At 60.2% G+C, this 24,408-nt stretch carries 18 protein-coding genes and 1 tRNA gene; 17 read left to right on the top strand and 2 right to left on the bottom strand.

Features of this window, described 5'->3' with window-relative positions; genetic code table 11:
* Window positions 1-244: 244 nt before the first annotated feature.
* The 7 genes from dnaG to AC1Q6Y_RS26665 all read left to right on the top strand — a co-directional run bounded on the left by dnaG (window position 245) and on the right by AC1Q6Y_RS26665 (window position 9,895).
* A complete protein-coding gene (gene dnaG / locus AC1Q6Y_RS26695; RefSeq protein WP_492625508.1) occupies window positions 245-2,212 on the top strand; it encodes a DNA primase in 1,968 nt (655 codons plus the stop codon).
* A gap of 67 nt (window positions 2,213-2,279) precedes the next feature.
* Complete coding sequence (rpoD, locus tag AC1Q6Y_RS26690; protein ID WP_057713062.1) at window positions 2,280-4,127, top strand: RNA polymerase sigma factor RpoD; 1,848 nt, start codon at window positions 2,280-2,282, stop codon at window positions 4,125-4,127.
* 122 nt (window positions 4,128-4,249) lie between these two features.
* Window positions 4,250-7,996 (top strand): bifunctional diguanylate cyclase/phosphodiesterase, encoded by a 3,747-nt coding sequence (locus tag AC1Q6Y_RS26685; protein ID WP_150814000.1) that lies wholly within the window; start codon window positions 4,250-4,252, stop codon window positions 7,994-7,996.
* A 15-nt stretch (window positions 7,997-8,011) separates the two neighbouring features.
* A tRNA-Ile gene (locus AC1Q6Y_RS26680) sits at window positions 8,012-8,088 on the top strand.
* A 397-nt stretch (window positions 8,089-8,485) separates the two neighbouring features.
* Window positions 8,486-8,806: a DUF3077 domain-containing protein gene (locus tag AC1Q6Y_RS26675; RefSeq protein WP_057713050.1), complete on the top strand. Its 321-nt coding sequence runs from the start codon at window positions 8,486-8,488 to the stop codon at window positions 8,804-8,806.
* 68 nt (window positions 8,807-8,874) lie between these two features.
* Window positions 8,875-9,477: a nucleotidyltransferase domain-containing protein gene (locus AC1Q6Y_RS26670; protein WP_492586819.1), complete on the top strand. Its 603-nt coding sequence runs from the start codon at window positions 8,875-8,877 to the stop codon at window positions 9,475-9,477.
* Window positions 9,467-9,895: a hypothetical protein gene (locus tag AC1Q6Y_RS26665; protein ID WP_492586817.1), complete on the top strand. Its 429-nt coding sequence runs from the start codon at window positions 9,467-9,469 to the stop codon at window positions 9,893-9,895. The genes AC1Q6Y_RS26670 and AC1Q6Y_RS26665 overlap by 11 nt, the downstream gene beginning before the upstream one ends.
* Window positions 9,896-9,910: 15 nt before the next feature.
* On the opposite strand, the gene AC1Q6Y_RS26660 is transcribed toward AC1Q6Y_RS26665, so the two are convergent.
* Together AC1Q6Y_RS26660 and AC1Q6Y_RS26655 are read right to left on the bottom strand one after the other, a co-directional pair.
* The gene (locus tag AC1Q6Y_RS26660) at window positions 9,911-10,591 is read right to left on the bottom strand and encodes a zinc metalloprotease (RefSeq protein WP_492625523.1); all 681 of its coding nucleotides are present in this window, start codon (window positions 10,589-10,591) and stop codon (window positions 9,911-9,913) included.
* A 171-nt stretch (window positions 10,592-10,762) separates the two neighbouring features.
* Window positions 10,763-13,114 (bottom strand): glucose/quinate/shikimate family membrane-bound PQQ-dependent dehydrogenase, encoded by a 2,352-nt coding sequence (locus tag AC1Q6Y_RS26655; protein WP_492625507.1) that lies wholly within the window; start codon window positions 13,112-13,114, stop codon window positions 10,763-10,765.
* A 185-nt stretch (window positions 13,115-13,299) separates the two neighbouring features.
* Between AC1Q6Y_RS26655 and AC1Q6Y_RS26650 the strand changes: the two genes are divergently transcribed.
* The 10 genes from AC1Q6Y_RS26650 to AC1Q6Y_RS26605 all read left to right on the top strand — a co-directional run bounded on the left by AC1Q6Y_RS26650 (window position 13,300) and on the right by AC1Q6Y_RS26605 (window position 24,252).
* Window positions 13,300-13,761: an Lrp/AsnC family transcriptional regulator gene (locus tag AC1Q6Y_RS26650; protein ID WP_223502307.1), complete on the top strand. Its 462-nt coding sequence runs from the start codon at window positions 13,300-13,302 to the stop codon at window positions 13,759-13,761.
* 222 nt (window positions 13,762-13,983) lie between these two features.
* Window positions 13,984-15,666 (top strand): flavin monoamine oxidase family protein, encoded by a 1,683-nt coding sequence (locus AC1Q6Y_RS26645; RefSeq protein WP_057713046.1) that lies wholly within the window; start codon window positions 13,984-13,986, stop codon window positions 15,664-15,666.
* A gap of 12 nt (window positions 15,667-15,678) precedes the next feature.
* Window positions 15,679-16,473 (top strand): carbon-nitrogen hydrolase family protein, encoded by a 795-nt coding sequence (locus AC1Q6Y_RS26640; protein ID WP_492625506.1) that lies wholly within the window; start codon window positions 15,679-15,681, stop codon window positions 16,471-16,473.
* Between the two features lie 38 nt (window positions 16,474-16,511).
* On the top strand, window positions 16,512-18,941 hold the full coding sequence (pqqF, locus tag AC1Q6Y_RS26635; RefSeq protein WP_492625505.1) for a pyrroloquinoline quinone biosynthesis protein PqqF: 2,430 nt from the start codon (window positions 16,512-16,514) through the stop codon (window positions 18,939-18,941).
* A 158-nt stretch (window positions 18,942-19,099) separates the two neighbouring features.
* On the top strand, window positions 19,100-19,174 hold the full coding sequence (gene pqqA / locus AC1Q6Y_RS26630; protein WP_003444522.1) for a pyrroloquinoline quinone precursor peptide PqqA: 75 nt from the start codon (window positions 19,100-19,102) through the stop codon (window positions 19,172-19,174).
* An 81-nt stretch (window positions 19,175-19,255) separates the two neighbouring features.
* On the top strand, window positions 19,256-20,167 hold the full coding sequence (pqqB, locus tag AC1Q6Y_RS26625) for a pyrroloquinoline quinone biosynthesis protein PqqB (RefSeq protein WP_492625504.1): 912 nt from the start codon (window positions 19,256-19,258) through the stop codon (window positions 20,165-20,167).
* A gap of 124 nt (window positions 20,168-20,291) precedes the next feature.
* Window positions 20,292-21,044 carry a pyrroloquinoline-quinone synthase PqqC gene (gene pqqC / locus AC1Q6Y_RS26620; RefSeq protein WP_007993179.1) on the top strand — a complete coding sequence of 251 codons (753 nt, stop codon included), beginning with the start codon at window positions 20,292-20,294 and terminating at the stop codon, window positions 21,042-21,044.
* On the top strand, window positions 21,041-21,316 hold the full coding sequence (gene pqqD, locus AC1Q6Y_RS26615) for a pyrroloquinoline quinone biosynthesis peptide chaperone PqqD (RefSeq protein ID WP_015097086.1): 276 nt from the start codon (window positions 21,041-21,043) through the stop codon (window positions 21,314-21,316). The genes pqqC and pqqD overlap by 4 nt, the downstream gene beginning before the upstream one ends.
* Entirely contained in the window at window positions 21,288-22,460 is a 1,173-nt protein-coding gene (gene pqqE / locus AC1Q6Y_RS26610) for a pyrroloquinoline quinone biosynthesis protein PqqE (protein WP_150814011.1), read from the top strand. Before pqqD ends, pqqE begins: the two co-directional genes overlap by 29 nt.
* Window positions 22,426-24,252 (top strand): S9 family peptidase, encoded by a 1,827-nt coding sequence (locus AC1Q6Y_RS26605; protein WP_492625503.1) that lies wholly within the window; start codon window positions 22,426-22,428, stop codon window positions 24,250-24,252. The genes pqqE and AC1Q6Y_RS26605 overlap by 35 nt, the downstream gene beginning before the upstream one ends.
* Window positions 24,253-24,408 lie beyond the last annotated feature (156 nt).

Raw genomic sequence — 24,408 nt, 5'->3', positions numbered from 1 at the left:
GCTTGCGTGCCAGATGATGAGCTATCCGGGGCCTATGATTGGCCACAGCGGATTCAGCGCAACACATTCAAACAGTCGAATACTGATTGGCATTAACGTCAGTGGATTTTCGGCAGATACACTTCCCGACAGCGATTACGCAGACGACACTGGTCGAGCCGCACACTTTGCGCGCCTCAAACAATGACCGCGTTCGGTCGCCGTACGTTTCGGGTTCCTTTTCAGCGCAGATGACGAGAACGCCATGGCCGGGCTAATTCCCCAGAGCTTCATTGACGACCTTCTGAACCGCACCGACATCGTCGATGTGGTCAGCTCGCGCCTGCAATTGAAAAAGGCCGGCAAAAATCACACTGCCTGCTGCCCGTTCCACAAGGAAAAGACTCCGTCGTTCAGCGTCAGCCCCGACAAGCAGTTCTATTACTGCTTCGGCTGCGGCGCCGGCGGCAACGCCCTCGGCTTCATCATGGACCACGACAACCTGGATTTCGTCCAGGCTGTCGAAGAACTGGCCAAAGCCGCCGGCATGGAAATCCCCCGCGAAGAAAGCGGCCGGCCGCACAAACCGCGACAGCCGACCGATTCGCCGCTGTATCCGCTACTGAGCGCCGCTGCCGACTTTTATCGCCAGGCCCTCAAAAGCCACCCATCGCGCAAGGCCGCCGTGGAATACCTGAAAGGTCGCGGGCTGACCGGCGAAATCGCCCGGGACTTCGGCCTGGGCTTTGCTCCGCCTGGCTGGGACAACCTGTTCAAGCACTTGAGCAGCGATACCCTGCAACAAAAAGCCATGATCGATGCCGGCCTGCTGATCGAAAACGCCGAAAGCGGTAAACGCTACGACCGCTTCCGCGACCGCGTGATGTTTCCGATCCGCGACAGTCGCGGGCGCGTCATCGCCTTCGGCGGCCGGGTATTGGGCGACGACAAGCCGAAATACCTGAACTCCCCGGAAACCCCGGTTTTCCATAAAGGCCAGGAACTCTACGGCCTGTATGAAGCGCGCAAGACCAACCGCAACCTCGACGAGATCATCGTCGTCGAGGGCTACATGGACGTCATTGCCCTGGCCCAGCAAGGCCTGCGCAATGCCGTCGCGACCCTGGGCACCGCCACCAGCGAGGAACACCTCAAGCGGCTGTTTCGCGTCGTGCCCAGCGTGCTGTTCTGCTTCGACGGCGACCAGGCCGGCCGCAATGCGGCATGGCGGGCGCTGGAGGCGACACTTTCGAGCCTGCAGGACGGTCGTCGCGCACGCTTTTTGTTCCTGCCCGAAGGCGAGGACCCGGACACTCTGGTCCGCTCCGAAGGCACCGACGCCTTTCGCGCACGGATCAACCAGCACGCGCAGCCACTGGCCGATTACTTCTTCCAGCAACTGACGGAAGAAGCCGACCCGCGCTCGCTTGAGGGCAAGGCCCATATGGCCACCCTCGCCGCGCCGTTGATCGACAAAGTCCCGGGCGCCAACCTGCGCACCCTGATGCGTCAGCGCCTGAGCGAAATCACCAGCCTGAGCGGTGAAGCGGTCAGTCAGCTGGCACAAAGCGCCCCGCAAGAAGCACCGCCGGCCTACGACCCGGGCATCGATTACGACGCGATGCCCGATTACAGCGACTATCATCAGCCGCAGGCACAGGAAATGTATGTGCCGCAGCAGGAATGGACTCCGAAGAAACCCGGTGCAGGAGGCAAGAAATGGGACAAGAAACCGTGGGACAAGAATGGCAAACGGGGCGGTGATCGTGATCAACCCCGCGCGCCACGGGTGCCCGCCGCCGTAGAACCGCCAACCCTCGCCGCCTTGCGCACGTTGCTGCATCACCCGCAACTGGCCGAAAAAGTCGAGGATGCCGGGCACTTCGCCGCCGAGGATCACACCAACACGCAATTGCTGGTGGCGCTGCTCGAAGCTGTACAGAAGAATCCCAAGCTAAACTCAATTCAACTGATTGCGCGTTGGCACGGCACAGAACAAGGCCGCTTGCTCAAGGCCTTGGCGGAAAAGGAATGGCTGATTGATGGAGATAACCTTGAACAACAGTTTTTCGACACCATTACTAGCTTGTCAGCCCGCCAACGCGAGCGAAACCTGGAACAACTTCTGCGAAAAGCGCGTCAAAGCGAATTGACCAGCGAAGAGAAAAATCAACTGCGCGACCTCTTGAGTCGCAATGTTTCCGCATCAAACCCGACCTCAACTGGCGCGTGAGGTCATAGCTCAGGTATAATCCTCGGCTTGTTTTTTGCCCGCCAAGACCTTCAGTGGATAGGGTGTTATGTCCGGAAAAGCGCAACAGCAGTCTCGTATCAAAGAGTTGATCACACTTGGTCGTGAGCAGGGCTACCTGACTTACGCGGAGGTCAACGACCACCTGCCGGAGGATATTTCAGATCCGGAACAGGTGGAAGACATCATCCGCATGATCAATGACATGGGGATCAACGTATTCGAGGTTGCGCCAGATAAGGATTCCCTTATGCTGGCCGACGCCGATACCGACGAAGCCGCAGCCGAAGAGGCCGCTGCAGCGTTGGCTGCGGTCGAGACCGACATTGGTCGCACTACCGACCCGGTGCGCATGTACATGCGCGAAATGGGTACGGTGGAGCTCCTCACGCGTGAAGGCGAAATCGAAATCGCCAAGCGTATTGAAGAGGGCATCCGTGAGGTGATGAGCGCAATCGCGCACTTCCCTGGCACGGTTGATCATATTCTCTCCGAGTACACCCGCGTCACCACCGAAGGTGGTCGCCTGTCCGACGTTCTGAGCGGTTATATCGACCCGGACGACGGCATTGCGCCGCCTGCGGCAGAAGTGCCGCCGCCGATTGACGCGAAAGCCGTCAAGGCGGATGACGATTCCGACGACGAAGAGGGTGAAGCTTCCGATGACGAGGAAGAAGCCGAAAGCGGTCCGGATCCGATCATCGCTGCACAGCGTTTTGGCGCTGTGGCCGATCAGATGGAAATCACCCGCAAGGCGCTGAAAAAGCACGGTCGCAACAACAAGGCAGCGATTGCCGAGCTGTTGGCCCTGGCCGAGCTGTTCATGCCGATCAAACTGGTGCCGAAGCAATTCGAAGGCCTGGTCGAGCGTGTTCGCAGTGCCCTGGATCGCCTGCGTCAGCAAGAGCGCGCAATCATGCAGCTCTGCGTTCGTGATGCGCGCATGCCGCGTGCCGACTTCCTGCGCCAGTTCCCGGGCAACGAAGTCGACGAAAGCTGGAGTGATGCCCTGGCCAAAGGCAAAGGCAAATACGCTGAAGCCATTGGTCGTCTGCAGCCGGACATCATCCGTTGCCAGCAGAAGCTGACCGCGCTGGAAACCGAAACCGGTTTGACCATCGCCGAGATCAAGGACATCAACCGTCGCATGTCGATCGGTGAGGCCAAGGCCCGCCGCGCGAAGAAAGAGATGGTTGAAGCCAACTTGCGTCTGGTGATCTCCATCGCCAAGAAGTACACCAACCGTGGCCTGCAATTCCTCGATCTGATCCAGGAAGGCAACATCGGCTTGATGAAAGCGGTAGACAAATTCGAATACCGTCGCGGCTACAAATTCTCGACTTATGCCACTTGGTGGATCCGTCAGGCGATCACTCGCTCGATCGCCGACCAGGCCCGCACCATCCGTATTCCGGTGCACATGATCGAGACGATCAACAAGCTCAACCGCATTTCCCGCCAGATGTTGCAGGAAATGGGTCGCGAACCGACCCCGGAAGAGCTGGGCGAACGCATGGAAATGCCTGAGGACAAGATCCGCAAGGTATTGAAGATCGCTAAAGAGCCGATCTCCATGGAAACCCCGATCGGTGATGACGAAGACTCCCATCTGGGCGACTTCATCGAAGACTCGACCATGCAGTCGCCAATCGATGTTGCAACCGTTGAGAGCCTTAAAGAAGCGACTCGAGAAGTACTGTCCGGCCTCACTGCCCGTGAAGCCAAGGTACTGCGCATGCGTTTCGGTATCGACATGAATACCGACCACACCCTTGAGGAGGTCGGTAAGCAGTTCGACGTGACCCGTGAGCGGATTCGTCAGATCGAAGCCAAGGCGCTGCGCAAGCTGCGCCACCCGACGAGAAGCGAGCATCTGCGCTCCTTCCTCGACGAGTGATCACAGAACCCCCGGCCCAGGCCGGGGGTTTTGCTTTGTACAGATTAAATCCCCCTGCTTCCCCCCTCCGCCCTGTAGCCGTCTACACTCGAAACATTCCCCCGAGCCATAACGAGACCGTTATGCCCAGACTGCCGACCGTGCTTTTTTTGCTGTCGCTGATGACCTGGACCGCAACGGCTGGCGCGCTGACTCTCACTGACGAAGAACGTAGCTGGCTGGCGGCTCACCCGGAATTGCGCCTGGGTGTCGATGCGTCATGGCCGCCCTTCGAGTTTCGTGACGATGAGGGCCGCTACCAGGGCCTTGCCGCGGATTACATTGAGGTCATCCGCAAAAGGCTGGCAACCCGGCTCACGCCCATCGAGCCGGTGAGCTGGACCGCCGTCCTGGAACAGGCTAAGAAGGGCAAGCTGGACCTGCTGCCGGGCATCATGTCGACCCCGGAACGCCAGAATTACCTGTCGTTCACCCGCCCCTATCTGGATTTTCCGATTGTTATCCTGGCCCATGTCGGGGGCCCTCAGCCACATAACCTGAAAGACCTGTACGGCCTGAAAATCGCCGTGGTGGAAAACTACGCCCCCCACGAACTGCTGCGCACCCACCATCCCGACTTGAACCTTGTGGCGATGCCCAACGTCAGTTCGGCGCTGCAGGCGCTGGCCATCGACGAAGTAGACGCAGTGGTAGGCGATCTGGCTTCCAGCGTCTGGAGCCTGCGCCAACTCAAGCTCGATGGGTTGTATGTCAGCGGTGAAACGCCCTATCGCTATCAACTGGCCATGGGTGTACCCCGCAACAACAAGATGCTGGTCGGCATTCTCGACAAAGTCCTGGCGGACATGAGCCCGGCTGAAATCAGCGCCATTCAGGAGCATTGGGTCGGTAACGTCCTCGATCATCGAACTTTCTGGAGTGACTTGCTGGTGTACGGCCTACCCGGATTGCTGCTGCTGACTACCGTGCTGGCGGTGGTTATCCGCATCAACCGCCGCTTGAGCTCGGAAATCGCCCGCCGGGTCGACCTTGAACAGGAACTGCGCAGCAGCGAATACCACTACCGCGGCTTGGTGGAGAGCCTGTCGGCAATCGCCTGGGAAGCAAAAGTCACGGACTTCACCTACAGCTATGTATCGCCCCACGCCGAAGACCTTCTCGGTTATCCCCTGTCCCATTGGCTGATTCCAGGCTTCTGGCGCAACATCATTCACCCCGCCGACCTGACCCGAGCCCAGACCTTCTGCGATCACGAAGTACTGGCCGGGCGCGATCACCGCCTCGATTACCGGGTGATCACCGCCGACGGCCGCTGCCTGTGGGTGCGAGATATCGTCAGCCTGATCGAGCACGGGCATGAGCCGGTGCTGCGCGGCTTGATGATCGATATCACCGACGCCAAGCGCACTGAAGAAGCACTGCGCCTGTCGGAACAGAAATTTGCCTCCGTGTTCCAGCAATGCCCGGACATTCTGGTGATCGCGCGCCTGAGCGACGGTTGCCTGCTGGAGGTCAACGAAGCGTTCGAGGAGCAAATCGGCCTCAAGGCCGAGGACGTCATTGGCCAGACCGCCACCAACCTGAACATCTGGGGGATTCCCGGTGTCGGGCCGGGCCTGCTGCAACGCTTGCAGGCTGGCAGCATCCGCAACCTGGAAATGCCCTTTCGCCGCAGCAACGGCCAGGTGTTTACCGGCCTGATCTCCGCCGAACCGTTCGACCTCGACATGACACCGGCGCTGGTGGTCGTGGTGCGGGACATCACCCAACTCAAGGAAACCCAGCAACAGCTGCAAACATCCGAAGAAAAGTTCGCCAAGGCCTTCCACGCCTCCCCCGACGGTTTGCTGCTGTCACGGCAAAGCGATGGCTTGCTGTTGGAGGTCAACGACGGTTTTAGCCGCATCACCGGGTTCAACAGCGCCATGTCGGTGGATCGTTCGGCGCTGGACCTGGGGATCTGGGTCAACCTCAATGAACGCAAGCAAATGCTCGATCTGCTGCGCCGCGATGGCTTTGTCCGCGACTTCAGCTGCCATATCCGCCGCAGCGACGGGCAGATCCGACTCTGTGAAGTATCCAGCCGACCACTGCCGATTGGCGATGACGACTGCATGCTGACAATCGCCCGGGACATCACCGAGCGGCACCTGATGCAGGAAAAACTGCAACAGGCCGCCACCGTGTTCGAAAGCACCGCCGAAGGCGTGTTGATCACCGATACCCAACAGCACATCAGCGCGGTCAACCGTGCTTTCACCGAAATCACCGGTTACAGCGAAAGCGAAGCCCTGGGCCACACGCCACGCCTGCTCGCCTCGGGCCTGCATGACAGCGCGTTCTACGCGGCCATGTGGCATCAATTGACCGCCGAAGGCCACTGGCAAGGCGAGATTTCCAACCGACGCAAGAATGGCGAGCTGTATCCAAGCTGGCTGACCATCAGTGCCGTGCGCAACCGGGAGAACTTCATCACCCACTTTGTCGCGGTGTTCGCCGACATTTCCAGCCTCAAGCACGCCCAGGCCAAACTCGACTACCAGGCACACCACGACCCGCTGACCGGCCTGCCGAACCGAACGCTGTTCGAAAGCCGTCTGCTGACGGCGCTCAACAGCCAGCAGGAAAACGGCGGCCAGGGCGCGGTGCTGTTCCTCGACCTCGACCGCTTCAAACACATCAACGACAGCCTCGGCCACCCGGTCGGCGACCTGCTGCTCAAGGGCATTGCCGTGCGCCTCAAGGAACAGTTGCGTGACATCGACACCGTGGCGCGCCTGGGGGGTGACGAATTCATTATCCTGCTGCCGGGCCTGCAACAATCCAGCGATGCCGACCACATCGCCACCAAACTGCTCAATTGTTTCGCCGCGCCGTTCCAGGCCGGTGAACACGAGTTCTTCATCAGCGCCAGCATCGGCACCAGCCTCTATCCGAAGGATGGCTGCGACGTTGCCACACTGATCAAGAACGCCGACGCCGCGATGTACCGCTCCAAGGCCAAGGGCCGCAACCGTGTCGAAAGCTACACCCGCGACCTAACCGCCCAGGCCAGCGAACGCGTGGCGCTGGAACACGAACTGCGCCGTGCCATCGAGCGCAACGAGTTGCGCCTGTGCTACCAACCGAAAATCAGCCTCGAAGACTACAGCCTGGTCGGCGCCGAAGCCCTGATCCGCTGGCACCATCCGACCTTTGGCGACGTGCCGCGGGAACACTTCATCCCGCTGGCCGAAGAAAACGGCATGATCCTGCAAATCGGCGACTGGGTCCTGGAAACCGCCTGCCGGCAGATGGCCGAATGGCACCGGCTGTACGAAAATCCCGGCCCGCTGTCGGTCAACCTGGCCGGCGCCCAACTGCGCCAACCCAACTTGCTGGGCCGCATCGAACAGTTGCTCAAGGACAACGGTCTCAACCCCGGTTTCCTGCAACTGGAAATCACCGAAAACTTCATCATGAGCCAGGCAGAGGAAGCGCTGGCGGTATTGCATCAACTCAAACAACTGGGCGTGCAACTGGCCATCGATGACTTCGGCACCGGCTACTCGTCCTTGAGTTACCTCAAGCGCCTGCCGCTGGACATCCTCAAGATCGACCAGTCCTTCGTCCGCGGCCTGCCGGACGATCCCCACGACGCGGCGATCGTCCGCGCCATCATCGCCCTCGGACGCAGCATGCAGTTCACCGTGATTGCCGAAGGAGTCGAGACCCACGCGCAACAGCAATTCCTCGCCGCCGAAGGCTGTGAACAAATCCAGGGCTACATCGTCAGCCTGCCCCTACCCCCCGACGAATTTGCCGCAACGTTTCTTCGTACAGCAGTAAAGGCTTTTTCGGATAGCACAGTCGCAAAACCGTCGCTATAATCCGCGACCTACTGAGGGCCTATAGCTCAGTTGGTTAGAGCAGAGGACTCATAATCCTTTGGTCCACGGTTCAAGTCCGTGTGGGCCCACCAAACAAGAAAGCCGCGCAATGCGCGGCTTTTTCGTGCCTGGCGTTTAGTTTTGTTTACTTAAGCTCTCGCTTTATCGGATGACGCCCGCAGACCTTGTAGGCAAACTCCGAATCTTCTATTTGGGCACTTTGCCGCCTTGTTGCCCTTTTCTTCGACGGGATAGTCTCCGGACGTCGCTGACCATTCAGCGATCGGGCTTGGAAACCCGCCGAACTCTAGCCGCAACAGCGCCCTCATCACGATTGCTTGTATTGTGTGATCCTGAGTTATGACGGCTGTGCGTGGGACGCCTTCGGGCGTGCCGGTTCCTAGGTTCCCGGTTTTCCAACCTGCGTACAGCCGTCACCCATTCGCTTGGAAACGATTGTGGCGGCTCCTAGAACCCAGGAGTAAAACCATGACTGAAGCAGATTCACCCGCACCCTCAGACCTGAAAACCGCCGGCTTCACACCCTTCCTGTACCTCTCGGATCAACCTCTGTTCCACGTCTGCCGCAACGTCCCCATCGCCGACGCTCTGGCCCAAGCCTCCGACCTGCTGTTCCTCGCCAAATCCCTCATCGTGGACGCCGCCTACTCCCAAGACTCCGACCGCCACGCCTGGGCCGCGCATTACCTGACGACGATGAGCAAAGCGGTGATTGATGATGTGGTAAAGGTGCTGACGCGCCGGCCTGTTCAAATGAGAAAGGAAGCAGACCCATCGAAAAACACATAATCACGGCAAAGTTGATAATTCCCAAAAAGGGACCTATCGTTCCCTTTTTGGGAATTATAGAGCCGACCATGCCTGCCATCCCGCTAAGCGATGCTCTCTTTACTGCCACCCAGCAAAAAGTGCTGGGCATGTTGTATGGCAAACCGGATCAGAGCTTCTATGCCAATGAAATATCCCGCTGGGCGCAGGTCGGCAAGGGCAGCCTGATGCGTGAGCTGGAGCGTCTGCATAGCGCAGGCATTCTCACCATGAGTCGACGGGGTAATCAGACGCACTACCAAGCCAACCCTGAGTGCCCCATCTATGCAGAACTGCTTGGGATAGTGCGTAAGACTTTTGGCATTGCAGAGCAGCTGCGTGCGGCCTTGACTCCGCTGAATGATCAGTTGGTATGGGCGTTCATCTATGGCTCCATTGCCAAGGGTAACGAGCACGCAGGCAGTGACATTGACCTGATGCTGATTGGTGAAAATCTCAGTTACAGCGACTTGATGGAACGGGTACTGCCCGTAGAGGAACAGCTTGGCCGCACCATTAACCCAACGCTCTACACACTGGTCGACTGGCAAACCAAGAAGGCGGCCGGCAACAGCTTTGTAGTGCGGGTTGAACAACAGGACAAAATTGATTTGATTGGCCGCAATCCAGCAGAGGTAGCCGATGGGCAGTAACGAAAATCTGGAGAACCTGGTGCGTAGCGGCGGCCTCAAAGCCGAACCTCCAGATCGCAAGGAATGTGAAGGGCTGCTTAGATCGGCCACGGACCGTTTGAAGGATGCTCACAGTTCGGCCCTGTCCTTCGCCAGTCGCTTCGACCTCGCCTACAACGCTGCACATGCCCTGGCACTGACGGCCATGCGTCTACAGGGTTTTCGCTCCGACCGCCGCTATCTGGTATTTCAGTGCCTTGTACATACTCTCGGTCTGAACAAAATCCAGGTACGCCTGTTCGCACTTTGTCACGAGCGCCGCAATCTGGCTGAGTACGAAGGTTATCTGGATGTGGACGAAACCCTTCTTGCCGAACTGTTGGCGGCAACTGATGCACTGTTGCCATTGGTGCAAGACGCTATGCTCGCGAGCAAGTAACGCTTCGACCCTTCGTTATTTCCAGTGCTGAACGGCATCACTGCAACTGTCAGTCCAAACACGCAACGAAGGGATGGCCTGCACCACCCGCAGTCGCTCCAGCATCTGCCCCGTCAACACCACCTCATACGTATCCGCCCCCCGCCCCCATTGCTCAACGAGCACCATGCCGTCGACCAATGTCGCCGCCAATTCGGCAATCGTCCCGGCCTGATCTTCGATAATTCCTTGAGTCCGAATCCAAACCCGATCTGTCATCGCTTTAAGCTCCGCCGCTATCTGCTCAGACGACGTGGGATCGGTATCGGGGCAAGTGATATTGCGCAGCAGATGCTGAAGCTCCCTGATTTTTGCGTAATCCTGTTCAGCCCCCTGCTCGCCTTTGAGGATGGCAGTGGCTATGGGCTTGTCGACGCGTTTTACGGCTGAAGTTTTTGAAGGGAATGTCTGCGCCATTGCGCCAGCCAGGAGCACCATCATCCGGGCTTCCAGATGCTCCTTCATGGCTTCCATCGACGAAATTGGGCGCACCAGCGTAATGCAGGCCCCTCCCTGGTGCCGCAGATCCATAGTCACCGTCAGGGTCACGCCGCCCGTTTCAAACCCCAGGGCGCGGGCCACGACGTAGTGGCCCATTTCGTGGTGGGCGATCTGCAGGGCATGATCGCGTACTGCGGGGGGCATCTTCCTCGTCATATCCATTGCCTCGGAACCTTCGTTCTCGCATTCGACTACGAGTGACGGTCGCTGTCCATCCTGATGCCCCGCGCAATGTGGGAGCGAGCCTGCTCGCGATGGACTTGAAAGCACCGCGCCCATTCAGACAGCACGCGTTATCGTTCACGACCTTCGCGAGCGAGCTCGCTCCTACGGCAAAGCATAGGCAATCACATAATCCCCACGATCGGTCGACTGCCGCGCACCACCCACCGTCAGCAGGATGTACTGCTTGCCGGTTTTCGGCGAAACGTAAGTCATCGGCCCGGACTGGCTGCCCACCGGCAAGCGCGACTTCCAGATCTCGTTGCCGTTACCGGTATCGAAAGCGCGTAGGTAGAAGTCCTGAGTGCCAGCGAAGAATAGCAGTCCCGACCGGGTGGCGAGTGACGCGCCGAGGGTCGGCATGCCGATCGGGATCGGCAGGTGCATGCGGATGCCCAGCGGGCCGGTGTCTTGCACGGTGCCGACCGGGACTTGCCACACCAGCTTGTGGGTCTTGAGGTCGATGGCCGACATGGTGCCGAACGGTGGTTTCTGGCACGGAATGCCGACCGCCGAGAGGAAGCGCTCGCGCATGGCGCCGAACGGTGTGCCTTCCTGCGGTACCACGCCCATTTCAATTCCACTGGCCCCGGCGCCGATCTTGTCGCGCGGGATCATGTAGTTGGCCAGGCCCAGGCGCATGTCGTTGACGAACATGTAGTTCGTGTTCGGATCGACCGAGACGCTGCCCCAGTTCATGCCGCCCAACGAACCCGGGAATTGCAGGGCGCGGTCCATGCCCGGCGGGGTGTAGACGCCTTCGTGGCGCATGCCCTTGAACTGGATGCGGCACATCAACTGGTCGAACGGAGTGGCGCCCCACATGTCGGATTCGGTCAGGGTCTTGTTGCCGATTGACGGCATGTCGACCGAGAACGGCTGGGTTGGCGAGTAGCGTTCGCCGGGAACCTTGCCTTGCGGCACCGGGCGCTCTTCGACGCGGGCGATAGGCACGCCGGTTTCGCGGTTTAGCAGGAAGATTTCGCCCTGCTTGGTGACTTGCGCCAGGGCTGGCTGGGTGCCGCCCTTGTCGTCCGGCACGTCGTACAGCAGTGGCTGTGCCGGCAGGTCAAAGTCCCACAGGTCGTGGTGAGTGGTCTGGAAGTGCCAGCGTACCTGGCCGGTCTTCACATCGATAGCGACGATGGACGAGCTCCACTTGTCGTCGAACTCGGTACGTTGGCCGCCGAAGAAGTCTGGCGTCGCGTTACCAGTCGGCAGGTACACCAGACCGAGCTTGGCGTCGTAGGACATGGCCGACCACACGTTCGGCGTGCCACGGGTGTAAGTCTCGCCGGCCGGTGGGCGTTTGGTGGTGTTCGGGTTGCCCGGGTCCCATGCCCATACCAGCTCACCACTGCGCACGTCGTAGGCACGCACCACGCCCGGCGGTTCGCCGGTGGAGTAGTTATCGGCCACGCGACCACCGACGATCACCACGTCCCCAGCGACCAATGGGGTCGAGGTTTGCTGGTAGTAACCGGGCTTTACTTCGCCCATGTCAGTGGTCAGGTCAACGGTGCCTTTGTTGCCGAACTCTTCGCAGGGCTTGCCGGTGTCGGCGTTAATGGCGATCAGACGCGCGTCGCCGGTCGGCAGAAACAGACGCTTCGTACAGGCGGTTGGCTGATTGTCCGAAGACACCGGGGTTTCGGAGTAGCCCAGACCACGGCAACGCTGCCAGTTGGGCGCGGTGCCTTGCGGGTCGAACTTCCAGCGCTGGGCGCCGGTGTCGGCATCCAGGGCGAAGACTTTGCCGTAGGCGGTGCAGGTGTAGACGGTGTCACCGATTTGCAGTGGAGTGTTCTGGTCTTCGGCGCCGGCACCGGTGCTTTGCGGAATATCGCCGGTGCGGAAGGTCCAGGCGACCTGCAATTTGTCGATGTTGCCCTTGTTGATCTGGTCCAGGGCCGCAAAGCGATTACCGGCGGTAGTGTTGCCCCAGTGCGCCCAGTCTTTCTGTTCGGTGCCCGGAGTGACCGGCGTTACCGCAGGTTCGGTGGTGGCCTTGACCACGTGGGTCGGCACGAACATGTAGGCCATCGTCGCAACGACTGCGACACCCAAAATGCCAGCCAGACCATAAGCGCCACGCCCGCCGGTCGCGCCCGAAGCACGGACCAAGGTCGGATAGATCAGCGCCACAACCAGACCGATCACGGCAAAGGTCAGTATCCGTGAGACCAGCGGCCAGTATTCGAGGCCCGCATCCCAAACGGCCCAAATCGCAGTGAGGACCAACGCCACACCATACAGCCAGGCGCCGAGCGGCTTGCGCCGGGCAATCATCAACCCGGACGCCAGCATCGCCAGCCCCATCAGCAGGAAATACCAACTGCCACCCAGCGCGATCAGATAGCCACCGCCACCGGCCAGGCCGAGCCCGATCAGTGCAATCAGCACACCCAGCCCCGCCAGCAACCATTTACTGCCGGCGGCAGCCCCAGAATTGTTCATGTCGGAAATTTTCCCCATTTGTGACAAGGGCGGAATAATGTACTACCTAGTTACTTATGGCAATTTGTCGCAGACAAAAATGTCATGAACGGTATTGAGGCTAGATCACATCTCCGTCGCGAGCGTCCTGCAGAAACTGCCTGTAACATGCTTGCGCACTGATCCATGCCGCTGGAGACAACCCTTTGTCTGACACTCGCACGCCTGTTCTCGATGAAATCGACCGCCAACTGATTGCCGCCCTGCAGATCAACGCCCGCGAGAGCGTGGCCATGCTCGCCCGGCAATTGGGCATTGCCCGCACCACAGTGACTTCGCGCCTGGCGCGGCTGGAAAAGGCCAAGGTGATCACCGGCTACGGCGTGCGCCTCGGGCAGCGGGTGGTGGATGGCGGGTTGCAGGCGTATGTGGGGATCACCGTGCAACCACGCTCCGGCAAGGAGGTGCTGCGGCGCCTGAGCGCGATGGCGCAGGTGCAGCAGTTGTGTGCGGTGAGTGGCGAATTTGATTATGTGGCGTGGTTGCGCACCGATTCACCGGAACAACTGGATCAGTTGCTGGACCAGATTGGCAGTGTGGATGGGGTGGAGAAGACCACGACTTCGATCATCTTGAGCAGCAAGATTGATCGGGGGCAGCCGGTTTGAGTTTCTGCCTGTAGTTTTTTGGGTGCCAGAACTGGCCTCTTCGCGGGCAAACCCGCTCCCACAGTGGTCAGTGTGTATTGATAGATCGTCATACTGATCAAACTAATAGCAAAATGACGACACTTTGCGTCTTATTAACGTGTTCCGTGCTCTCTAGAATGGCTGGCATCTTTTCCTATACTCAGATGCGCATTCCGCGTCGGGTCGCCAGCAAGGTCAGCCATGAACAAGAACAATCGCCATCCTGCAGACGGTAAGAAACCAGTCACCATTTTCGGCCCGGACTTTCCTTTCGCCTTCGACGACTGGATCGAACACCCGGCCGGGCTGGGCAGTATTCCCGAGCACAATCACGGTGCCGAAGTGGCGATTGTCGGCGGCGGGATCGCCGGTCTGGTGGCGGCGTATGAGTTGATGAAGCTGGGCCTGAAACCGGTCGTCTACGAAGCTTCGAAAATGGGTGGCCGTCTGCGCTCCCAGGCATTCAATGGCGCCGAAGGCATCGTTGCCGAACTGGGCGGGATGCGCTTCCCGGTGTCATCAACCGCGTTCTATCACTACGTCGACAAACTGGGCCTGGAAACCAAACCTTTCCCCAACCCGCTTACGCCCGCGTCGGGCAGCACGGTGATCGACCTCGAAGGTCAGACCCATTACGCACAGAAGCTGTCGGACCTTCCTGCACTGTTCCAGGAAGTGGCTGACGCCTGGGCCGATGCCCTGGAAGCCGGCTCGCAGTTCTCCGATATCCAGCAAGCCATTCGCGACCGCGACGTACCGCGCCTCAAGGAACTGTGGAACACCCTGGTGCCGCTGTGGGACGACCGCACCTTCTACGACTTCGTCGCCACGTCCAAGGCGTTCGCCAAGCTCTCGTTCCATCACCGTGAAGTGTTCGGCCAAGTCGGTTTCGGCACCGGCGGCTGGGATTCGGACTTCCCGAACTCGATGCTGGAAATCTTCCGCGTGGTGATGACCAACTGCGACGATCACCAGCACCTGGTGGTCGGCGGCGTGGAACAGGTGCCACAAGGCATCTGGCGCCATGTGCCGGAGCGTTGCGCGCATTGGCCGGCCGGCACCAGCCTCAGTTCACTGCACAACGGCGCACCGCGTACCGGCGTGAAGAAGATTGCCCACGCGCCGGGCGGCCGTTTCGCCGTCACCGACAACTGGGGCGACACCCGCGAGTACGCCGCGGTGCTGACCACCTGCCAGAGCTGGCTGCTGACCACCCAGATCGAATGCGACGAAACCCTGTTCTCGCAAAAGATGTGGATGGCTTTGGACCGCACCCGCTACATGCAGTCGTCGAAGACTTTCGTGATGGTCGACCGCCCGTTCTGGAAGGACAAGGATCCGGAAACCGGCCGCGACCTGATGAGCATGACCCTCACCGACCGCTTGACCCGTGGCACTTATCTGTTCGACAACGGCGACGACAAGCCGGGGGTGATCTGCCTGTCGTACTCGTGGATGAGCGACGCGCTGAAAATGCTGCCCCAACCGGTGGAAAAACGCGTGAAACTGGCGCTGGATGCACTGAAAAAGATCTACCCGAAAGTCGACATCGCCGCGCGGATCATCGGCGACCCGATCACCGTTTCGTGGGAAGCCGACCCGCATTTCCTCGGCGCGTTCAAAGGCGCCCTGCCCGGCCACTACCGCTACAACCAGCGCATGTACGCCCACTTCATGCAGGACGACATGCCAGCCGAACAGCGCGGCATCTTCATCGCCGGCGACGACGTTTCGTGGACCCCGGCCTGGGTTGAGGGCGCGGTACAGACCTCGCTCAACGCGGTGTGGGGCATCATGAAACACTTCGGCGGTGCAACTCACGCCGAGAATCCGGGTCCAGGAGATGTGTTCAACGAGATCGGACCGATCGCCCTGCCCGAGTAAGAGGAATCTGAAATGCGCGTAGCCCTTTACCAATGTCCGCCGCTGCCCCTGGATGTCGCCGGCAACCTGCAACGCTTGCAGCAGCTTGCGCTGGAGGCAAAAGGCGCCGATCTGCTGGTGCTGCCGGAGATGTTCCTGACTGGCTACAACATCGGCGTCGATGCCGTCAGCGTGCTGGCGGAGGTGTACAACGGTGAGTCGGCGCAGCAGGTTGCGCGCATTGCCAAGGCTGCCGGGATCGCCATTTTGTATGGCTATCCCGAGCGCACCGAGGACGGACAGATCTACAACGCCGTGCAGTTGATCGACGCTGACGGCGAGCGCGTCTGCAACTACCGCAAAACCCATCTATTCGGCGATCTGGATCACTCGATGTTCAGCGCAGGTTCCGACGAGTTTCCCATCGTTGAGCTCAAGGGCTGGAAGCTCGGTTTCCTGATCTGCTACGACCTGGAATTTCCGGAGAACGCCCGACGCCTGGCCCTGGCCGGTGCCGAGCTGATCCTGGTGCCGACTGCGAACATGATTCCGTTCGATTTCGTCGCCGATGTCACCGTGCGCGCCCGCGCCTTCGAAAACCAGTGCTACGTGGCTTATGCCAATTACTGTGGGCACGAAGGCGACATCCACTACTGCGGCCAGAGCAGCATCGCTGCGCCGGATGGCAGTCGCATCGCTCAGGCGGGACTGGATGAATCGCTGATTGTCGGTGAGCTGGATCGACAGTTGATGGTCGATTCCCGCGCCGCCAATCGCTACCTCCTCGATCGCCGCCCCGAGCTTTACGGCGAGCTGAACAAGTCCTAATCCGCTAGCATTGGCACTTCACTGTTCTGGAAGTGCCCATGCCCGCGCTGAATCACCCTCGCCCCCACACTGAAACCCTGGCCAATGGCCTGCAGGTGACGCTGCGTCATGCCCCGAATTTGAAGCGTTGCGCAGCAGCGTTGCGGGTGGCCGCGGGCAGCCATGATGTGCCGCTGGCGTGGCCCGGTCTGGCGCATTTTCTTGAGCATCTGCTGTTTCTGGGGACTGAGCGTTTTCCTGTCGGGCAAGGGTTGATGGCCTACGTCCAGAGTCATGGCGGCCAGGTAAACGCGCGGACCGGCGAACGCACCACGGACTACTTTTTCGAACTGCCACCCCAGGCGTTTGCCGGTGGGCTGGAGCGTCTGTCAGACATGCTCGCCCATCCGCGTATGAACCCGGACGACCAGCAGCGGGAACGGGAAGTGCTGCAGGCAGAGTTTGTCGCCTGGTCGCAGGATGCCAAGGCGCAGCAGCAATTTGCACTGTTCAATGGCTTGGCCGAGGCTCATCCACTACGGGGTTTTCATGCCGGCAATCGCGACAGTCTGCCGCTGCAACAACCCGAGTTTCAGCAGGCGCTGCAGGATTTTTATCAGCGGTTTTACCAGACCGGGCAAATGACCTTGAGCCTAGCCGGGCCACAGAGCCTCGTTGAGTTGAAGGCAATGGCCGAAGCCTTTGGCAGTGTCATTGCCAAAGGCCAGACAGCCACTCAACTGCCCCCAGTACCGCTGATGGACGCCTCAACCAACAGTTATCAACAGACTGGCGAGCGACGCCTGGATCTGCTGTTTGCCCTTGAAGTGCTACCCGATTTCTCTGCCGATGCGTTGGCGTTCCTGTGCCACTGGCTGAACCTGGCAAAACCCGGTGGCTTAATGGCGGACCTGCGCGAGCGCGGGCTGGCCGATCACCTCAAAGCCCAGCCGCTGTACCAGTTCGCCGGGCAAGCCTTGCTGCATATCGAATTCACCCTGCCCACCGCAGACCCGGCTTCAGGCATCCACGAACGCTTGATGGACTGGCTCGGTTTCTTTGCCGCGCAAGACTGGAGCCGATTGCGCGAAGAGTACGCCACCCTGCTCCAGCGCCAACAGCAAGTCAGCGGCGCCTTGCAACTGGCCCGACTGGACAGCGAACAACGCGAAGTCGGGTTATCCGAGCCGGGTGTTACCGCCCTCAAGCAAATCCTTCAACAAATCGGTGCTGTGGATAACTTCAGCGGCCCATGGCAATTGCCGGCACCCAACCCGTTCTTGTGCTCCGAAGCACCGGCAGCCAACGCCGGATTGATTCGCGGCCAGACCAGCGCCCACCGAGGCCTGCGCACTTTTGCCCAGGACCGTTCGCGCAGCCGTCGTGAACGTTCGCCGATGCAATTCAGCCAGGCATGGCCGGACAACGGTGCTGAAGGCGCGATTTATCTGCGCTGGCGTCTGGACTCGGCTCCCGGTAGTCACCTTCAATCACGGCTGGAAAACCACCTGCAACCGTTGCGCGAAGACGCGCACCAGGCCGGTGTGGAATTTTCCTTCAGTGCATCGGGCAACGAATGGCTGCTCAAACTGAACGGGCTACAGGAGCCGATGCCCAGCGTCCTGGAGCATGCGCTGAAAGAACTGACAAAACCTGACGCCGCTGTCTCACAAGCCGAATCGACGAGCGTTGCGCCAATACCGATTCGACAACTGCTCAAGGCATTACCCGAATACTGCCTCGGGCAGTCCGCGAACTCGGATGACGTGCAACCTCTCTGGTCGAGTGCGCGATGGGATGGGCTGGCCATCGGGTTATCGGCTCAGACTCAAGCGGCCATGGGCCTGGCCTTGAGCCGCATACCCGGCACGCCGGACAATCAACTGACGCCGCCCTCTTCGATCCTTGCACGGCATCTGTGGAGCACTGTCGATACCGCCTCCAGCGAGCACGCGTTGCTGCTGTTCTGTCCTGCAGCCACCCAGGAAATGACCGACGAAGCCGCGTGGCGTTTGCTCGCGCATGTCTGCCAGACACCGTTCTACCAACGCCTGCGGGTGGAGTTGCAACTCGGCTATGCGGTGTTCAGCGCCCTGCGGCAGATTCACGGGCAAACCGGGGTGCTGTTCGGCGTGCAATCGCCAAGCGTTGCGCCTGTGGAGCTGCTGCAACACATCGAGCAATTCCTGAATCGATTGCCGGACCTGATCAACGCACTCGACGACACCACCTTCAACGCTCAACGCCAGGCCCTGGCGGATCAGTTTTGCAGCGCTGCGCTCACCACGGCTCAAGCGGCCGAATTGCTCTGGCAAGGCAAACTGGCCGGCCGCTCGTCGGATTATCTGACGCACCTGCCCGAGGCCATTGTGCGCATTGACCGGAGCGTTCTACTGGCTGCGGCCCAACGCCTGAATCAGGCCGAAGGCGGCTGGCTGTGCCTTGCCAACAGCATTACCCCGGGTGCGCCATGGCAAGCGGCAAAATGATCATTACCGGGGCTGCAAGGAGCTTTCTCAAAGTTTCACGGGCAATTTCTTTGAAATTTTGAGTAACATAGCAACCTAACTATCTGGAACCTCTCTGATTTGAGGTGGACTATACCTATAGATAGCGCTGTCCTACCCTACCTGAAGGAGTTCAATTTATGGCCTGGACCAAACCGGCTTACACCGACCTGCGTATTGGCTTTGAAGTCACCATGTACTTCGCAAGCCGCTAATCTCAGCTTTGGCAGAGATGCAGCACAACGCCTCGGTTATCCGAGGCGTTTTATTTTCAGCGTTGAAATGATGGAGCGTCCATGTTTGTCCAGATTCTAGGTTCCGCTGCCGGCGGCGGCTTCCCCCAGTGGAACTGCAACTGCGTGAACTGCGCGGGCTTTCGCGAAGGCAGCCTGCGGGCCAAGGCGCGGACGCAATCGTCCATCGCGATTTCCGATGACGGCGTGAACTGGGTGCTGTGCAACACCTCCCCGGACATCCGCGCCCAACTCCAGGGCTTCGCCCCGATGCAGCCGGGCCGCGCCCTGCGCGATACCGGGATCGGCGCAATCATCCTGATGGACAGCCAGATCGATCACACCACCGGCCTGCTCATGTTGCGCGAAGGGTGCCCGCATCAGGTCTGGTGCACCGACATGGTCCATGAAGACCTGAGCACCGGGTTTCCGCTGTTCACCATGCTCAACCACTGGAATGGCGGGCTGACCTGGAATCGCATCGAACTCGACCAGAGCTTCAGCGTACCGGCATGCCCGAACCTGCGCTTCACCCCACTGCCGTTGCGCAGTGCCGCGCCGCCGTACTCACCACACCGCTTCGACCCCCATCCGGGCGACAACATCGGCCTGATCGTCGAAGACCTCAACACCGGCGGCAAACTGTTCTACGCACCGGGCCTGGGCAAGGTGGATGCAGGGCTTCTGGAAATCATGGCCGGCAGCGATTGCCTGCTGGTCGATGGAACGTTGTGGGATGACGATGAAATGCAGCGTCGCGGCGTCGGCACCCGCACCGGTCGCGAGATGGGACACCTGGCGCAGAGCGGCCCCGATGGCATGCTCGAAGTGCTTGAGCAATTGCCCAACCAGCGCAAAGTACTTATCCACATCAACAACACCAACCCGATTCTCGATGAAGACTCGCCAGAACGCGCGGAACTGGATCGGCGTCAGGTTGAAGTGGCGTATGACGGCATGAGTATTGTGCTGTAGCGGATGACCCTATCGCGAGCAAGCTCGCTCCCACAGTTGACCGCATTCCCCTGTGGGAGCGAGCTTGCTCGCGATGAGGCCGGCAGCAGCAACACATATCCTGGTTGTTCCCCGGAGAACCGCAATGACTGACACCCCGATGTCCCCCGCAGAATTCGAAGCGGCCCTGCGCGCCAAGGGCGCCTACTACCACATCCATCACCCCTATCACGTGGCGATGTACGAAGGCCGGGCCACCCGCGAACAGATACAGGGCTGGGTCGCCAACCGTTTCTACTATCAGGTGAACATCCCCCTGAAGGACGCGGCCATTCTGGCTAACTGCCCGGACCGCGAGATCCGCCGCGAGTGGATTCAACGCCTGCTGGACCACGACGGTGCGCCCGGTGAAGACGGCGGCATCGAAGCCTGGCTGCGCCTGGGCCAGGCCGTGGGCCTCGACCCGGACCAACTGCGTTCCCAGGAGCTGGTACTGCCCGGCGTGCGCTTCGCCGTGGACGCCTATGTCAATTTCGCCCGCCGTGCCAGTTGGCAGGAAGCCGCGAGCAGCTCGCTGACCGAACTGTTCGCCCCGCAGATCCACCAATCGCGCCTGGACAGTTGGCCCCAGCACTACCCATGGATCGACCCGGCCGGCTACGAGTATTTCCGCACGCGCCTGGGCCAGGCACGGCGTGATGTCGAGCATGGTCTGGCGATCACGTTGCAGCACTACACCACCCGTGAAGGCCAGGAGCGCATGCTGGAAATTCTCCAGTTCAAACTGGACATTCTTTGGAGCATGCTTGATGCCATGAGCATGGCCTACGAACTGAAACGCCCGCCGTATCACAGCGTGACCGGGGAACGGGTCTGGCACAAAGGAATCACCTTATGAGTTTCGATCGCAGCAAGACCCCGACCTGGCGTCCCGGCTACCGCTTCCAGTACGAACCGGCGCAAAAAGGCCACGTGCTGCTGTACCCGGAAGGCATGATCAAGCTCAACGAAAGTGCCGCGCTGATCGGCGGTTTGATTGATGGTGAACGGGATGTCGCGGCCATCATCAATGAGCTCGACCAACAGTTTCCCGGCGTGCCCGAACTCGGAGACGACATCGAGCAATTCATGGAGGTTGCCCGTGCGCAGCACTGGATCGAACTTGCCTGATTCATCAAGGCAAGTACCGCCCAAACCCGAGGTCGGCTTGCCGCTGTGGCTGCTCGCCGAGCTGACCTATCGCTGCCCGCTGCAATGCCCGTACTGCTCCAATCCGCTGGATTTCGCCGAGCAAGGCAAAGAGCTGAGCACCGAACAGTGGATCAAGGTATTTCGTGAAGCGCGGGAAATGGGCGCCGCGCAGCTTGGCTTTTCCGGTGGCGAACCGCTGGTGCGCCAGGACCTCGCCGAGCTGATCGTTGAAGCGCGCAAGCTGGGTTTCTATACCAACCTGATCACCTCCGGCATCGGCCTGACCGAACAGAAAATCAGCGACTTCAAGAAGGCCGGTCTCGATCACATCCAGATCAGCTTCCAGGCCAGTGACGAGCAGGTGAACAATCTGCTGGCCGGCTCGAAAAAGGCCTTCGCGCAGAAACTGGAAATGGCCCGGGCGGTGAAGGCCCACGGTTATCCGATGGTGCTGAACTTCGTCACCCATCGGCACAATATCGACCAGATCGACCGCATCATCGAGTTGTGCATCGCACTGGAAGCGGACTTCGTCGAGCTCGCCACCTGCCAGTTCTACGGCTGGGCGCAACTCAATCGCGTTGGGCTTTTGCCGACCAAGGAGCAATTGGTGCGCGCCGAACGCATCACCAACGAATACCGCGCAAAACTGGAAGCCGAAGGGCATCCGTGCAAGCTGATTTTCGTAACGCCGGACTATTACGAAGAACGCCCGAAAGCCTGCATGAACGGCTGGGGCAGTATTTTCCTGACGGTCACGCCAGACGGAACCGCCCTGCCCTGTCACGGCGCCCGACAGATGCCGGTGCAGTTTCCCAACGTGCGCGACCACAGCATGCAGCACATCTGGTACGACTCGTTCGGCTTCAACCGCTTTCGCGGGTACGACTGGATGCCCGAGCCGTGCCGCTCCTGTGACGAGAAAGAAAAAGACTTCGGCGGCTGCCGCTGCCAGGCGTTCATGCTCACCGGTGATGCAAGCAACGCCGACCCGGTATGCAGCAAGTCGCCACAACACGGCGTGATCCTCAAGGCTCGCGAAGAAGCCGGGCACGCGACCCAGACCATCGACCAACTGGCCTTTCGCAATGAACGAAACTCACGCCTCATCGCCAAAAGCTGAACCTTTCAGCGCTGCCAAAGCCGTGGCCGCCGGTATCGACTTTGCCGAACTGCAGGTCGGTCGACAGGGCCTGTTCTGGAACGAATACCGCCCCGAAGACGCTGCGTGCCGGATCTGGCATTGGCGTGATGGCGCAGCGAAATGCCTGACGCCACCGGGGTTCAGCGTGCGTAGTCGGGTGTACGAATATGGCGGTGGAGCGTTTTGTCTGGCGGACGATGGAATCGTTTTCGTCAATGAGGCCGACCAGCAGTTGTATCGGCAATCACTGCAAGACGAAGCGCCCGAAAGGCTGACGTCCGGGGCGTGCCGTTATGGCGATTTACAGTTCGCCAACGGGCAAGTGCTGGCGGTCGAGGAGCACCGCGATCAACACCGATTGGTGGCGATCGATCTGTTGGATGGCGCACGTCACTTGCTGGCCGAGGGTGCTGATTTCTACGCGGCACCGACACTGAGCCCTGATGCCCGGCGCCTGGCCTGGATCGAGTGGAGTCGCCCGAATCAGCCATGGACAGCGACCCGTTTGATGGTTGCCGAGCGCCTCGCCAACGGCGGCTTTGCCGAGGCTCGTTGTGTGGCGGGCGACGGCACTCAAGAGTCTGTGCAACAACCGCGGTTTGATGCCGGCGGTCGCCTGTATTGCCTGACGGATCGCGCAGGTTACTGGCAGCCATGGAAAGAGTCTGAAAAAGGCCTGAGCCCATTGCCAAGTGCCAGCGCCGACCATGGCCCCGCGCCCTGGCAACTCGGCGGCAGCACCTGGTTGCCGCTGAGCGATAACAGTTATCTGGCCAGTTGGACCGAGGGCGGGTTTGGCCGACTGGGCATAGGCGGCGACTCCAGCGCCGACTTTACCGGCGACTACAGCCGCTTCCGCCATCTCGCCGTGGATGAGCAGTTCATCTATTGCATCGCTGCGTCGCCCGTCAGTTCAACCGCGGTCATCGCCATCGACCGTCAGAGCCGGCAAGTGCAAGTGCTGGCCGGCGGCATCGCACCGCTTGCTCCCGAACAGATCAGCCGCCCGCAAACCTTGCGCTACCCAAGTGGCTCAGGCGAAGCACACGGCTTCTTCTACCCGGCGATGACCGGCGAGGCGAAACCGCCATTGGTGGTGTTCGTCCATGGCGGACCGACTTCGGCGTGTTACCCGATGCTCGATCCGCGTATCCAGTACTGGGCGCAGCGGGGCTTCGCCGTGGCCGATCTCAACTACCGCGGCAGCAGCGGTTACGGCCGGGCCTATCGCCAGGCATTGCACCTGAGTTGGGGTGATGTTGATGTGCAAGACGCCTGCGCCGTGGTCAGTTTCCTCAAGCAGCGAGGCCTGATCGACGGCGACCAGGCGTTCATTCGCGGCGGCAGCGCCGGCGGCTACACCAGCCTTTGCGCCTTGGCCTTTCACAACGTGTTCCGCGCCGGCGCCAGCCTGTATGGGGTCAGCGACCCGGTGGCGCTGGGGCGCGCGACCCACAAATTCGAAAGCGACTATCTGGATTGGCTGATCGGCGATCCGCAACTGGATGCCGAACGCTACGCCGCCCGCACGCCGCTGCTGCATGCCGGCAACATCCGCGTGCCGATGATCTTCTTTCAAGGAGAACTGGATGCCGTGGTCGTCCCGCAACAGACCCGCGACATGGTCACGGCACTGCAGGACAACGGCATCCTGGTCGAAGCGCATTACTACGCCGATGAACGCCATGGCTTTCGCAAGGCCGGTAACCAGGCCCATGCGCTGGAGCAGGAGTGGTTGTTTTATCGGCGGGTGATGGATTCAGTGGACTGAAGCCTGCGTTCATTGCCGAAACGGTGGCGTCCCCTTCGCGGGCAAGCCCGCTCCCACAGGTTCTGCTGCGTGCACAAATCCTGTGGGAGCGGGCTTGAACTGGTCAAGTAATCCCGGACACCGGTTACGGTGTTTATGCCGCTTTTTGCTCCATGG

This window comes from Pseudomonas sp. GW823-FHT06E10 (assembly GCF_058794995.1).
This window is presented reverse-complemented; position numbering and strand designations above follow the sequence as displayed.